General features: G+C 54.4%; 14 protein-coding genes. 6 read left to right on the top strand and 8 right to left on the bottom strand.

The features are described 5' to 3' along the window. Window positions 1-19: 19 nt before the first annotated feature. Window positions 20-751 (bottom strand): cupin domain-containing protein, encoded by a 732-nt coding sequence (locus tag ACJJI8_RS22835; RefSeq protein WP_444896528.1) that lies wholly within the window; start codon window positions 749-751, stop codon window positions 20-22. 157 nt (window positions 752-908) lie between these two features. Here ACJJI8_RS22835 and ACJJI8_RS22830 point away from each other — a divergent pair, with 157 nt between their 5' ends. Further along, window positions 909-1,052 carry a hypothetical protein gene (locus ACJJI8_RS22830; protein ID WP_413662825.1) on the top strand — a complete coding sequence of 48 codons (144 nt, stop codon included), beginning with the start codon at window positions 909-911 and terminating at the stop codon, window positions 1,050-1,052. 70 nt (window positions 1,053-1,122) lie between these two features. Here ACJJI8_RS22830 and dapE read toward each other — a convergent pair whose 3' ends face one another. The 7 genes from dapE to map all read right to left on the bottom strand — a co-directional run bounded on the left by dapE (window position 1,123) and on the right by map (window position 9,297). Continuing rightward, window positions 1,123-2,256, bottom strand: coding sequence for a succinyl-diaminopimelate desuccinylase (dapE, locus tag ACJJI8_RS22825; protein ID WP_444933835.1), 1,134 nt, complete (start codon window positions 2,254-2,256; stop codon window positions 1,123-1,125). Between the two features lie 94 nt (window positions 2,257-2,350). Beyond that, a complete protein-coding gene (gene dapD, locus ACJJI8_RS22820) occupies window positions 2,351-3,382 on the bottom strand; it encodes a 2,3,4,5-tetrahydropyridine-2,6-dicarboxylate N-succinyltransferase (protein WP_444933834.1) in 1,032 nt (343 codons plus the stop codon). A gap of 21 nt (window positions 3,383-3,403) precedes the next feature. Continuing rightward, window positions 3,404-3,748 carry an ArsC family reductase gene (locus ACJJI8_RS22815; RefSeq protein ID WP_108734022.1) on the bottom strand — a complete coding sequence of 115 codons (345 nt, stop codon included), beginning with the start codon at window positions 3,746-3,748 and terminating at the stop codon, window positions 3,404-3,406. A gap of 2 nt (window positions 3,749-3,750) precedes the next feature. Continuing rightward, entirely contained in the window at window positions 3,751-4,419 is a 669-nt protein-coding gene (gene nth / locus ACJJI8_RS22810) for an endonuclease III (protein ID WP_444933833.1), read from the bottom strand. A 74-nt stretch (window positions 4,420-4,493) separates the two neighbouring features. Next, window positions 4,494-5,666, bottom strand: coding sequence for a succinyldiaminopimelate transaminase (dapC, locus tag ACJJI8_RS22805; protein ID WP_444933832.1), 1,173 nt, complete (start codon window positions 5,664-5,666; stop codon window positions 4,494-4,496). 32 nt (window positions 5,667-5,698) lie between these two features. Continuing rightward, complete coding sequence (locus tag ACJJI8_RS22800; RefSeq protein ID WP_444933831.1) at window positions 5,699-8,404, bottom strand: [protein-PII] uridylyltransferase; 2,706 nt, start codon at window positions 8,402-8,404, stop codon at window positions 5,699-5,701. A 122-nt stretch (window positions 8,405-8,526) separates the two neighbouring features. Continuing rightward, entirely contained in the window at window positions 8,527-9,297 is a 771-nt protein-coding gene (gene map / locus ACJJI8_RS22795; RefSeq protein WP_282933678.1) for a type I methionyl aminopeptidase, read from the bottom strand. A gap of 325 nt (window positions 9,298-9,622) precedes the next feature. Between map and rpsB the strand changes: the two genes are divergently transcribed. The 5 genes from rpsB to uppS all read left to right on the top strand — a co-directional run bounded on the left by rpsB (window position 9,623) and on the right by uppS (window position 13,555). After that, window positions 9,623-10,369 (top strand): 30S ribosomal protein S2, encoded by a 747-nt coding sequence (rpsB, locus tag ACJJI8_RS22790; RefSeq protein WP_282933677.1) that lies wholly within the window; start codon window positions 9,623-9,625, stop codon window positions 10,367-10,369. A 113-nt stretch (window positions 10,370-10,482) separates the two neighbouring features. Further along, window positions 10,483-11,346, top strand: coding sequence for a translation elongation factor Ts (tsf, locus tag ACJJI8_RS22785; RefSeq protein ID WP_444933830.1), 864 nt, complete (start codon window positions 10,483-10,485; stop codon window positions 11,344-11,346). A 162-nt stretch (window positions 11,347-11,508) separates the two neighbouring features. Continuing rightward, entirely contained in the window at window positions 11,509-12,246 is a 738-nt protein-coding gene (pyrH, locus tag ACJJI8_RS22780) for a UMP kinase (protein ID WP_282933675.1), read from the top strand. Further along, entirely contained in the window at window positions 12,243-12,800 is a 558-nt protein-coding gene (frr, locus tag ACJJI8_RS22775; RefSeq protein WP_282933674.1) for a ribosome recycling factor, read from the top strand. Before pyrH ends, frr begins: the two co-directional genes overlap by 4 nt. Next, window positions 12,800-13,555, top strand: coding sequence for a polyprenyl diphosphate synthase (uppS, locus tag ACJJI8_RS22770; RefSeq protein ID WP_444933829.1), 756 nt, complete (start codon window positions 12,800-12,802; stop codon window positions 13,553-13,555). The genes frr and uppS overlap by 1 nt, the downstream gene beginning before the upstream one ends. Window positions 13,556-13,655: the final 100 nt, after the last annotated feature.

Genomic DNA, 13,655 nt, shown 5'->3' with positions numbered 1-13,655 from the left:
CGATGTGATCCATTGATGCTCAGGGCCAGACTGCGCAAAAGAATGCGCGAAAAGGTTTGTCGGCGTGCCACCCTACCGGGGCATTCAATGGTGCGAAGAAGCTGTCGCCGGCGTGGAAGGCCTCCTCGCCGTTTGACGTTGTGACCCGTACCGACCCCTCCAGCATACATATCAGCTCGCTCCGACTGAAATCTGTGATATCGCAACGACAAGGGCCGGATATTAATGTGCCGACCTGGATCCTGCCATCACCAGACTCGTATGCCAGATGCCGGGCTTGGTGTGGCTCTAGAGTGCTGAGACTGGTCTCTTTGCAGTCGTCTTCTGAAATGTTTGGAAGCGGGCGCACGACTCTCAGCTTAGACGGATCAGTCTCTGCAGGATACTCATCATTGAATAAATTGATAAAGTACTTGCGGTAGTATACCGGCATGTCCCATGCGCAATTAAGGCCTTGCGGGAGGAAAAACGGCTCTCCAGCAGAGATAACTTCTTTGTGTCCTGTTTCGTCGATAATGCCGACGTGGCCCTCGATCAGAAGCATGAACTCAAAGAGTGGATAGGGATTGAGCCCTGTGCTGCTTCCGCCAGAGCAATCCCAGGTCCCAGTGCAGAGGCCGTTGCGCTCAAAGGCTTTATACCCTCGCTGGATAGGTGTCGGGCCGGTAAGAAAAGAGGGAGGGATGACAGCCCAGGACTCAAGGCCTTCGCCACTTGGGTTGTGCGGGTCCAACTTGATTACGCTTTTCATGGCGTCTTTCTCGAGGGCTCGAGTTGGTGGCAGGAGCCGCGCGACTCGAGAATCAGTGAGCGGTTGGTGGTCGTCGGCGCGATTCACTAAGTATCTCTGCCGCAACTCATTTAGTAGTCTAATCCAACTTGGCGATAGATGTTGCTCTCGATAAATTGTGTCGGCCCGAGCCACCCTGCACGGTCTGGAGCAATGGGATGTTGTATTGGCAGAGTTGGCAAATACGCTGAATAGTAATATTCAAGAGGTAGCCAGTTTTTGGCAAGATAAACCTACTGGAGTTTTACTGCCCCAGCCATGAAAGCCGGGGCCTCTCAAAAGAATACTTTGAGCTTTCGCCCTTATGAGCCTCTAGGTTGAGTCGGATTAATTTAAGTGAGTAACTCTTTTAAGACTTCCCGATAAATATCTTTAAGGATATCCAAGTGGTCGGCCTCAACCCTTTCGTCCACTTTATGGATAGTGGCATTTACTGGTCCCAGTTCTACGACCTGGGCTCCGGTAGGGGCAATAAAGCGGCCATCGGAAGTGCCGCCGGCGGTCGATAGCTCCGTTTTTTCCCCGGTGATGGTGAGAATTGCCTGCTGGGTTGCCTGAACCAGTGGGCCTGCGGCAGTGAGAAAAGGCAATCCGGATAATTTATAGTTCGCTTCATACTTGAGGTTGTGCTTATCCAGGATTGCGCGGGCCCGGGTCTCAAGATCTTCGGCGGTTAATTCAGTGGAAAAACGCCAATTGCAGAGTAAATCCACTTCGCCGGGAATAACATTGGTTGCACCGGTGCCGCCATTGATATTGGAAACCTGGAAGCTGGTTGCGGGGAAGAATTCATTCCCCAGGTCCCACTCTTCGGCAGCGAGTTCAGCGAGAGCAGGGGCCAGGGTATGTATCGGGTTCTCGGCCAGGTGAGGGTAGGCTACATGGCCCTGGGTGCCGAGAACTTTTAGTTCCAGACCGAGTGAGCCCCTGCGCCCATTTTTGATGATATCGCCAACCCGCTCACTACTGGATGGCTCGCCGACGATACAGCAGTCAATCTTTTCTCCCTGTTCCTCGAGCCACTCGACAACCTTAACGGTACCGTTTGTTGCGGGGCCCTCTTCGTCGCTGGTGATCAGAAATGCTATGCGACCACTGTGGTCTGGGTGTGCCGCAACGAACTCCTCACAGGCAACCACCATGGCTGCCAGGGAACCTTTCATGTCCGCCGCACCGCGGCCATATAGAAAACCGTCGCGAATTTCAGGTTCGAAGGGCGGGCAGCTCCAGTTTTCTTCTGGGCCTGTGGGTACGACATCGGTGTGCCCGGCAAAGGCGAGTAGGGAGCCTTCACTAGAGCCATCGCGTACAGCCCAAAAATTATCGGTATCGTCTCTGCGCAATTTTGTTACCTGGAATCCTATTTTTTCCAGGCGCTGGATCATAAGGTCCATACACCCCGCATCTTCGGGGGTGACAGAGCGGCGGCGAATCAGGTCGAAAGCGAGTTGGAGGGTGGGAGTCACTTGGGCTTTCCTTGTATAGGGAGATGGGCCGCAAAGAAGCGGCTAGAGGGGTGGGGTGCAGCGGTGCGGAACTGAAGTTCCGCACCGTGCAAATTTAATTGCTGTGTAGAGCTTCATTGAGCTCGATAGCACTCTTGTTGGTGAGACATTCCACTGCACCATTAGTGGAGTTGCGGCGGAAAAGTAAATCGGATTTTCCAGCCAGGTCTCTGGCCTTGATGTGCTCTACCAGCTTGCCGCTGTCATCCAGCAGGGCGACTTTAGTTCCAGCTGTAATGTAGAGCCCAGCTTCGACAGTGCAGCGGTCGCCAAGGGGAATGCCGATGCCGGCATTAGCGCCGAGCAGGCAGTTATCGCCTACCGAGATAACGATATTCCCGCCGCCGGAAAGCGTGCCCATGGTGGAGCTGCTGCCACCGAGATCGGAACCGGCGCCGACAAATACCCCGGCGGAAATACGGCCTTCAATCATGCCGGGCCCTTCGGTGCCAGCATTAAAGTTAACAAAGCCCTCGTGCATGATTGTGGTGCCTTCCCCAAGGTATGCGCCCAGGCGCACTCGAGCGGTGTGTGCGATACGAACCCCAGCCGGTACTACGTAGTTGGTCATTTTGGGGAATTTATCCACGCAGGAGACATCCAGGTATTCACCTTTGAGTCTTGCATCCAGTTGTCGCTGCGGTAATTCCTCGAGATCAATGGCTCCCTGGTTGGTCCAAGCGACATTAACCAGCTTGCCAAAAATACCGTCGAGTTTGGTCTCGTGGGGTTTTACCAGGCGGTGGGAGAGAAGATGTAGCTTTAGGTAGGCCTCGGGCACTGACTGCGGGGCTTCGTCAGTAGCCAAAATAACTACTGCGAGTGGTCTTTGGGAATTGGCGAATTGCTGCAGGATTTCCGCCTGGTCAGCGGCGCCTGCACTGTGGAGAGCATCGGCTAATTTCTGTAGCTGGGTGGAGTCCAGAGGCAAGCTGTGATTTCCCTCTGCCACGCCGAGAGTTTCAGTAACCGCGTTAGCGATTTCTGCGCTGGGTTTAAACAAGGGTTTGGGGTAGTAAACTTCGAGCCAGTCGCCTTTGCTGTTACAGGTGCCGACACCAAAACCGATGCTGTAAATATTGCTCATGGTGGTTATCTCCTAATTCGACTAGCTTTGCAGTTGTTCGAAGGTCGCCTCTTTAAAACCGAAAAGGGTTTCCTTTGAGGTGGTGGTGACCGGGCGTTTGATTAAGGTAGGGGTCGCACTGGCCAGATCTAAGGCGAGTGCATTGTCCATTTCGTTTTTCTGTTCATCGCTCAGTTCACGCCAGCTCGTTGAGCGGCGATTCAGGACCTCCTGCCAGCCAAATTTATCCAGCCATGCTTGTAGGGGAACATCTTCCATGCCGTCTACGCGAAAATCGTGAAAGCGATAATCGACTCCATTTTTCTCCAGCCATTTGCGGGCTTTTTTTACGGTGTCACAGTTTTTAATGCCGTACAGAGTAATCACGGTTACGCCTTTTGGGTTTTCTTGGGGTTTTTACGGTTGGGGTAGCAGGTTGTGCAGATTTCACAGACGGTGCCGTCGCAGCCCCGCGCAGAGCAGAACTCGCGACCGTAGAAAATAATCTGCAGGTGCAATTTATTCCACTTGTCTCTTGGGAACAGTCGCTTCAAGTCTTTTTCCGTCTGGGTGACATTTTTGCCATTCGTCAGGCCCCAGCGCTGGGCCAATCTGTGAATGTGGGTATCGACGGGAAACGCCGGGTGCCCAAAAGCCTGTGACATAACCACGCTCGCCGTCTTGTGTCCGACCCCGGGCAGGGTCTCCAGCGCGGCCATATTCTCGGGCACTTCGCCATGGTATTCGTTGATCAGGATCTGCGAGAGCTTGCTGATGGCTTTGGATTTTTGCGGTGAGAGGCCACAGGGGCGAATGACTTTTTGGATCTCCTCTACTGGGACCTGCGCCATATCCCTGGGGTTGTCTGCCAGCTGCCAGAGCGCAGGGGTTATCTGGTTGACACGCTCATCGGTGCATTGCGCGGATAGGAGTACCGCAACCAACAGGGTGTAGGAGTCTTTGTGATCGAGAGGAACGGGAGTTTCCGGGTAGAGTTCCTCCAGGCGCTGCAAAATATAAGTAACGCGCTCTTGCTTGAGTAGATTTTTTACTGCCATTGTTAAGATATGCCTGGGCGTGGAGTTCCTGTATGTGCTCGAGTTGTCAGTTGTTCTTGAAAAGTGAGTTGGCCTTACCTGCAAAATGCCTTTATACGGTGCGCTGCGTCGATGCACTCTTGCAGTGTCGCTACCAGTGCCAGACGCACATGCTCGCGACCAGGGTTCAAGCCGATGCTATCGCGGGCGAGAAATGCACCGGGAAGTACCGTGATATTTTGCGCCTCGTAGAGTTCCCTGGCAAAACGCTCACCATCCCCGACCTTGGGCCATAGATAAAAGCTTGCTTGTGGCTGTTGTACCTCTAGGCAGCCGTCGAGAATTTCGAGAACTGAAGAAAACTTTTCACTGTAAAGCGCGCGATTCTGGCGGACGTGTTCCTCATCCTGCCAGGCTGCGATCGAGGCATATTGATTGGGCAGCGGCATGGCGCAGCCGTGGTAAGTTCGATAGAGCAAAAACTTTTGCAGCAGATCGGCATCACCGGCGACGAAGCCCGAACGAAGCCCGGGTAGGTTCGAGCGCTTTGATAGGCTGTGGAATACTACACAGCGGCGAAAGTCTGTTCGCCCCATTTCCTCGCAGGCCTGTAATAGTCCTACCGGCGGTGATGACTCGTCAAAATACAGCTCCGAATAACATTCATCGGAGGCGATGGTGAAATCGTAGCGGTCTGCCTTCTCTATCAGCTGTTTAAAATCTTCAGCTTCGAGAAGAGCGCCGGTGGGGTTGCCGGGAGAGCAGAGGTAAAGCAATTCGCATTGCTGCCAAACCGATTCCGGCACCGAGGCGAAATCTGGTTTGAATTGGTTTTCCGCCACACAGTTAATAAAGTGCGGCTGCGCCCCGGCAAGAAGGGCCGCGCCCTCATAGATCTGGTAGAAGGGATTGGGCATCAGGACTTTGCTACCTGCGGAAACGGTCGCCTGGGCGAATGCAAAAAGTGCTTCCCGGGTCCCGTTCACCGGCAGTACCTGGCTATCTGCGCTCACATTGGATAGCTGAAAACGCTGGCTCAGCCAATCGGCGATCGCCCGCCGCAGAGGCTCTATTCCCTTGGTCAGTGGGTAGGCGGCAAGCTTGTCCAGGTGTCGAACGAGCTCTGCACTGACAAACTCCGGTGGCGCATGCTTGGGCTCACCGATGGACAGTGCAATATGCGGCTTGTCCGCCGCTTGGAGGCCCTCTTTCAGGGCTTGCAGCTTGGTGAATGGATAGGGCTGCAGCTGTTCCAGATTTGGGTTCATGGTCGTGAGCGTGCCTCGGGCGTTTTTTTCTGTTAGGCGTCTTGGTTGTTCAGTTCCAGGCAAATGGCTTTTTCCAGTGCGCCGTTGGCCTCAATGTCGGTAAGTGGTAATCCCTCGGCGTCAGTAATGTGAAAAATATCTTCGACTCGTTCGCCGAGTGTCGAAATTTTTGCATTGTGCAGGCGCAGATCGTGGGAAATAAAAATTCGCGCGATGCGGGCCAGCAAGCCGGGTCTGTCGGCACTGGTAATTTCCAGGGTGCTGTAATGATCGCCGGGCTCAGTGGAGAGATGAGCCTGGCTCTTCAATTCAAACATTTTAAGGCGGCGGGGCGTACGTCGCTGAATGATCTTTGAGTAGTCCTCAACCAGGGCCAACTCCTGCTGTAGCGTGTCGCGAATCTGCGCTAGGCGCTGGGGTTCGTCCAGTAACGGTTGGCCCGCTTCATCCAGGACGTAAAAAGTATCCAGCGTATAACCGGAGGCAGAATTGTACAGGCGCGCATCGTGAACGTTCAGGTTGAGCATATCCAGCCCGGTAACCGCTGCGGCAAATACGTTGGCTCTATCAGGCGTGTAGACAAAAACCTGGGTAGCGCCATCGTGCTCGCCGGGCCCCGAGTTTCGCGTTAAAACCAGGGTGTCTTTTTGGCTGGTGTCGGGGCTGCTGTGCAGATCGTGGATGGCCGAAGTGTGCCAGGTGATATTGTCAGCGGTCTCGCGAACAAAATAATCATCCCCCATTTGCGCCCAGATATTTTCCACCGAAACTTGCGGAAGTCCCATAGCGTCCAGTTTTTCCATTGCCTGGCAGCGGGTTTCTTCAATGATTTCTTCCCGGTCGATGGGGTTTTCCAGGCCTCGGCGCAGGGCGTACCGGGTGGCCTGGTAGAGCTGGCGCATCAAGCTGGCCCGCCAGCTGTTCCAGAGTTCCGGGTTGGTGGCATTGATATCTGCGACTGTGAGGGCGTACAGGTAGTCCAGATGTTCGCGGTCACCCATTTCACGGGCGAAAGTGTGCACGACTTCGGGATCACTGATGTCCTGCTTCTGTGAAACCTGGCTCATCAATAGATGCTTTTCTACAAGCCAGCAAACCAGACGCCGGTCGCGGGCGGGCAGGTGGTGGCGCTGGCAGAATTCCGCTGCATCCACAACGCCCAGCTTGGAGTGGTCGCCACCGCGCCCTTTGGCGATATCGTGGTAGAGACCGGCGATATACAGCAGTTCCGGTTGGCGCATGCGCTCGAGAATTTCCGCTGCAATCGGGAATTTTTCCTGCGCCTCGGGGCTCCGGAAGCTGCGCATATTGCGCACAACTTGCAAGGTGTGCGCATCCACGGTGTAGATATGGAATAAGTCGTGCTGCATTTGCCCGGTTACCTGCCCAAATTCTGGTAGGTATCGCCCGAGAATGCGGTAGCGGGTCATTCGGGATAGCTGGGTTGACAAGCCCCGGGGCGAGCGAAGCAGCTGCATAAACAACTGGGTATTTTTCGGATCTGCGCGGAACTGGTCGTCGATCAGGTGTCGGTGTTCGCGAATCAGGCGGATGGTGGAGGCCCGTACTCCGCTAATATCCGGGTTGTTGGCCATCAGCACGAAGATCTCTAGCAGGGCCGAGGGCTCCTGGTTAAATACCTGGGGGTGGGTAACCTCAATATTGCCGTCGCGCAGTTGGAATCGCTCATTTAGCGGAATGACCAGCTGGCAGCCTTTGCGCTGAAGGATGGCTTCGCCGAGATATTGGAGAAGTACATCGTTCAATTCCTGCAGTGCCATCACGATGCGGTAGTAGTTGTGCATAAACTGCTCAACGGCGAGCTGGGTGTCGCTATCCACATAACCGAATTGCTTCGCCAGTTCTCTTTGATAGTCAAACAGCAGTCGCTCTTCCGCGCGGCCGGCGAGCAGGTGCAAGCCGTAGCGCACACGCCAGAGGAAGGTTTCCCCGGACTGTAATATGGCGAACTCTTCCTCGGTAAAAAATGCCTTGCCCTGCAGTTGCTTCAGGGTGCGCACTTGGAAAAAATATTTGGCAACCCAGGCAATTGTCTGGATATCCCGCAGGCCCCCGGGAGAGTTCTTAATATTGGGCTCAAGAATATATTCAGCAGCCTGCTGGTTGCTGTGCCGCTTTTTCTGTTCGGCGAGCTTGGCCTTGAAGAATTCTTCGGTGGGCCAGAGCCTTTTGTGTTCCATTTGTGCAGTTAGCTGCTCGCCAACAGTACTGTCGCCGACAACTGTGCGGGATTCGGTGAGGTTGGTGGCCACGGTGATGTCCTTCGCGGCCAACTCCAGGCACTCCTCGATATTTCGTACAGAGTGGCCGATATCCAAGCCCAGGTCCCATAAAAAGGCCACCAGGCGCTCTATGTTGTCGATGGTATCCGGGGTTGGGTGATCGCTGGAGAGGATGAGTAAATCGATATCGGAGTGGGGGTGTAGCTCTCCGCGCCCGTAGCCGCCCACAGCGAGAAGCCCTATATCGTCTCTCCACTCGAACTGGTGCCAGGCGTAATGCAGAAGGCAGTCTATAAACAAGGCTCGCTCGTGTACCAGCGTGACAACGTCCTCTCCCTCGCGAAAACGCTCTGCCATTTGCCGTTCGGCTGCGCCGACAGCATCTTTGAATATCTCCAGAGTGGGTTTGTCGCCGGAGCTTAAATCCCTGCGAAAACGGGACTGATCAAAGAAAAACAGGGGGCGTTCAAAATAGGGAGGGCTGACCGGCTGCATGGGAAGTCCGTTTGGCTCTTGGGCTGCCGCAGGTGGGGAGCGGCTTGGGTTCGGTTTGCGGAGATCCGCTACTGTAGTGCCGCGAGTAATGCACTTATTCCTCGCGGCCCGTCAGTACGGCTTTAGAAGTTCTCCTCGCTGCGTGCTGTGAGCACTTCTACGCCGTCGCTAGTCACTGCCATGGTGTGTTCCCATTGAGCGGAGAGGCGGCGGTCCTTGGTTACCGCAGTCCAGCCATCTCCCAACACTCGCGTGGCCGCTTTGCCTGCGTTAATCATGGGTTCAATGGTGAAGGTCATGCCCTCTTTGAGTACTTCCCCAGTTCCCGGTTGGCCGTAGTGAAGAATTTGTGGGTCTTCATGGAAGACGTCGCCGATGCCGTGTCCGCAGAAGTCGCGTACCACTGAGTAATAGTTTTTCTCAGCGTGCTGTTGGATGACGTGGCCAATATCGCCGAGGGTAGTGCCGGGGCGGACAATTTCGATGGCCTTGTACATGCACTCCTGGGTGATTTGTACCAGGCGTTCAGCGTGGGCGGCGGGCTTGCCGGCAAAGAACATCTTGCTGGTGTCACCGTACCAGCCATCTTTGATAACAGTCACATCGATATTGATGATGTCGCCCTTTTTGAGAATTTTGCTCTCGGAGGGGATGCCGTGACAGACCACTTCGTTAACGGAGGTGCAAATAGACTTTGGGAAGCCGCGATAACCGAGGCAGGCCGGGATCGCTTTCTGTACCTTCACGATGTGTTCGTGGCAGCGTCGATCCAGTTCTTCGGTTGTGACTCCTGGAACGACATACTCGCCAATCATTTCCAGCACCTCTGCGGCGAGGCGGCCTGCGGTGCGCATCTTGGCGATTTGTTCTGGGGTCTTAATGGCTGAGGTCATGCGTATCCTTTGTTTCTGGGTTGGGGCGGGTAGCGCCCAAGAGGCGGGCTATTGTAGCGGATTGCTGGCTGTAGGACACATTTTGCCGCTATTGGCGCAAGGATGGCTCAGGCGTCCCGCCAATAGCATTGAGGCGTGATCATTTGCGCGAAATCGGCGCCAATTCTTCACTATGGGGTGCACTTGTGGTATAAAGCGCGCCGCCTGGGGATACTCCCTGGGCGAGTAAAAGCCGCACACGCATCGACACATGTGTCTGGGTGCCCTGAAAGGGGTTGACGCATGGGATACGTGGAGGACTAACCCGTATATATAGAGGTTTATTATGCCGCAAGTAAGTATGCGCGATATGCTGCAGGCTGGTGTTCACTTTGGTCACCAGACCCGCTACTGGAACCCGAAGATGGGTCAATTCATCTTTGGTGCCCGCAACAAGATTCACATCATCAACCTTGAGCACACTGTACCGGCTTTCAACGAAGCCCTGCAGATCATCAAGGGCATGACTGCTCAAAAGAAAAAGATTATGTTTGTTGGCACCAAGCGTGCTGCACAGAAGTCTATCAAAGAGCAGGCAGAGCGTTGTGGCCAGCCTTACGTCAGCAACCGCTGGCTGGGTGGTATGCTCACCAACTACAAAACCATCCGCGCTTCCATCAAGCGTTTCCGTGAGCTGGAAGCCCAGTCTCAGGACGGTACTTTCGAGAAGCTGACCAAGAAAGAAGCTCTGATGCGTACCCGTGCCATGGATAAGCTTGAGCGCTCCATCGGTGGTATCAAGGATATGGGTGGCCTGCCTGACGCGATCTTCGTAATCGACGTTGAGCATGAGCGCATCGCTATCCAGGAAGCTAACAAGCTGGGTATCCCCGTAATCGGTGTTGTCGACACCAACAGCGATCCCGCTGGTGTTGATTACGTGATCCCCGGTAACGACGACGCTATCCGCGCAATCAAGCTGTACACCACAGCTGTAGCCGACGCAGTACTTGCTGGCGCTGCAGAAGCTGGTAACACCGTTGCGAAGGACGAGTACGTCGAAGCTAACGATGACGAAGCCGCTGCAGAGTAATTTGCAGGGCTAAGTGGTGTAACACAGTCGTTTTACACTGCGAACTCAAAAAGGGGCCCGAATTACGGCCCCTTTTTTCTAATTTTTAGTGACAGAACCCCGAGGATTGAATCATGGCGATTACCGCGTCTATGGTAAAAGAACTGCGCGAGCGCACCGGCCTGCCGATGATGGAGTGTAAGAAAGCTCTGACGGCTGCTGATGGCGAGATCGAAAAGGCGATTGAAGACCTGCGCAAAGCCTCCGGCCTGAAGGCCGCTAAGAAAGCTGGCCGCACCGCTGCTGACGGCGTTGTTGCCGCTAAAGTTGCAGAAGACGGCAGCTACGGCGTACTGGTTGAAGTGAACTCCGAGACTGACTTCGTTGCTCGCGATGAAAACTTCCAGGCGTTTGTTGCCAAGGTTGTGGAGAAGGCATTTGCCGATCGCCAGCAAGACGTAGCTGCCCTGATGGAAGGCGAGCTGGAAACTGCTCGTGAAGCACTGGTTCAGAAAATCGGTGAGAACATCGGCGTGCGTCGTATCGAGCTGGTTGAAGCCCCAGTTGTAGGTGCTTACGTTCACTCCAACAACCGCATCGCTGCCCTGGTAGCTCTGAGCGGTGGAGAGACCGAGCTGGCTAAAGATGTTGCCATGCACGTGACTGCGGTTAACCCGCAGGTGAACAAGCCGGAAGATATGCCTGCTGACGTCCTGGAAAAAGAAAAGGACATCATCAAGGCTCAGCCGGATATGGAAGGCAAGCCGGCTGAAATCGTAGAGAAAATGATGGGTGGCCGCATCAAGAAGTTCCTGAAAGAGAACAGCTTGGTAGAGCAGCCTTTTGTTAAGAACCCGGACGTAAGCATTGGCAAACTGGTTAAAGATGCTGGTGCCGATGTGGTTTCCTTTGTTCGCTACGAAGTGGGTGAAGGTATCGAGAAGGAAGAGGTGGATTTCGCAGCGGAAGTTGCGGCCCAGGTTAAGTCCTCTTCTTAATCGCATATTATTGGGTGCCCTCGGGCACTCAATCGCAGTGGGGTGCTTCCGCTGGGGTTTCTTACCTGCAGTGGAGCACCCCTCTGTGTAAATGACTGAAATTGTTGTAATGTTCAGCGGCAAGGCCTGGCCACTAACAGGTACATTGAAGGGGACTAACGAATGCCCGGTATTAAAGACCGCAAGTATAAGAGAATTTTGTTAAAGCTCAGCGGCGAAGAGCTGATGGGTGATCAGGGTTTCGGTATCAGTCCCAAGGTGCTGGACAAAATGGCCCTGGAAATTGGGCAGCTGGTTGGTATCGGGGTCCAGGTGGGCCTGGTTGTTGGCGGCGGCAACCTGTTCCGTGGGGCTGCGCTGAGTGCTGCAGGCCTCGACCGTGTGACCGGTGATCACATGGGAATGCTGGCCACGGTAATGAACGCCCTGGCACTGCGCGATGCCCTGGAAAGATCTGACATCTCCTCGAGAGTGATGTCCTCGATTCAAATGAGCGGTATTGTCGATCACTACGATCGCCGCGCGGCTATTCGCTACCTGGAGCGTGGCGAAGTTCTGATTTTTGCTGCCGGTACCGGCAACCCTTTCTTTACCACTGATTCTGCAGCTTGTCTGCGCGGTATCGAAATTGAAGCCGAATTGGTTTTGAAGGCCACCAAGGTCGATGGCGTCTACTCTGCTGATCCCAAACTCGACCCGACAGCAACTCGCTATGACCAGTTGACTTACGATGAGGTTCTCGACAAGAAGCTCGGCGTGATGGATTTGACCGCTATCTGCCTGTGTCGCGAGCACAATATGCCTGTACGTGTATTCCGCATGGATAAAAGCGGGGCGCTGTTAAATATTGTGGTTGGCGGCGTGGAAGGCACCTTAATTGAAGAGGAAGTGAAATCGTGATTGAAGATATAAAAACAGACGCGAAAGCTCGTATGGGTAAGGCACTTGATGCCCTGGCTGGAAATTTCAACAAGATTCGCACCGGCCGTGCACACCCGAGTATTCTCGATGGCATCCACGTCTCCTATTACGGTTCTGATACTCCGTTATCTCAGGTTGCCAATGTTACTGTTGAGGATGCGCGCACTCTCTCCGTAACTCCCTGGGAGAAAAACCTGGTCCCGGATATCGAAAAGGCCATTATGAAGTCCGATTTGGGCCTCAACCCCAGCACAGCTGGTGCGGTTATCCGTATTCCAATGCCTATGCTGACCGAAGAGACCCGTAAGAACTTCACTCGTCAGGCAAAAAGTGAGGCAGAGACCGCGCGGGTTTCCATTCGCAATATTCGTCGCGATGCGCTGGCGGACGTGAAGTCACTGGTCAAGGATAAGGAAATTTCTGAGGACGATGAGCGCCGCGCAAGTGACGACATTCAAAAAATTACCGATCAGTTTGTCGCTGATGTGGATAAAGCATTGGCAGCGAAAGAAAAAGATCTGATGGAAATTTAATGAGCATCGGTGGTACCGAGCTACATGCTCCCGGCCCACGTCACATCGCCATTATTATGGATGGCAATGGGCGCTGGGCTGCCCGCAAGGGCCTTTCCCCTTCAGCCGGCCACAAGGCCGGTGTCGAGCGTATCCGCGACCTGCTTTCAGCTTGTAAAGCCCGCGGTGTAAAAGCGCTTACTCTGTTCGCCTTCTCCAGCGAGAATTGGCAGCGCCCCCCGAAGGAGGTCGAGCTGCTGATGAGCCTGTTTAACTCCTATTTGCGCAAAGAGGCCCGGCGGATGCGGGAGGAGGGGGTTCGCCTGAGAGTTATTGGTCGACGGGACCGATTCTCTCCTCGCTTGCAGCGCGCTATAGCCGAAGCGGAAGATATCACCCGCGCAGGGACTGAGGGCGACTTGATAATTGCGGCTGATTACGGCGGGCGCTGGGATATTGCCCAGGCGGCCCGCAGATTGGCTCAAGAGGTTGCCGATGGCACGCGCTCCCCAGAGTCGATTACTGAGGATGGACTTGGCGAATACGTACAACTTCAAGGTCTACCGCCGGTAGACCTTTTGATCCGCTCCAGCGGTGAGCAGCGTATTAGCAACTTTATCCTCTGGCAGGCCGCTTACAGTGAATTCTATTTTACTGATACGCTTTGGCCCGACTTTGACGAAGCCGAACTGGATAAGGCTATCGCAGAATATGAGTTACGTGATCGCCGCTTCGGCGGTCGCGCGGAGGGGGATGACGCGATCGCTCAGGCGTGATCCGGGCAAGTCTGCGGCGCCAGGCTTGCTATACAAATTGGTTGGAAATCTTTGCCGACACGCTCTTGATCTGTACAGAGTATCCAGACAGAGTGGTCAA

This window comes from Microbulbifer maximicatervae (SeqCode), assembly GCF_052467695.1.
The sequence above is the reverse complement of the archived record's forward strand: the minus strand, read 5'-3'. Positions and strand labels throughout refer to the sequence as shown.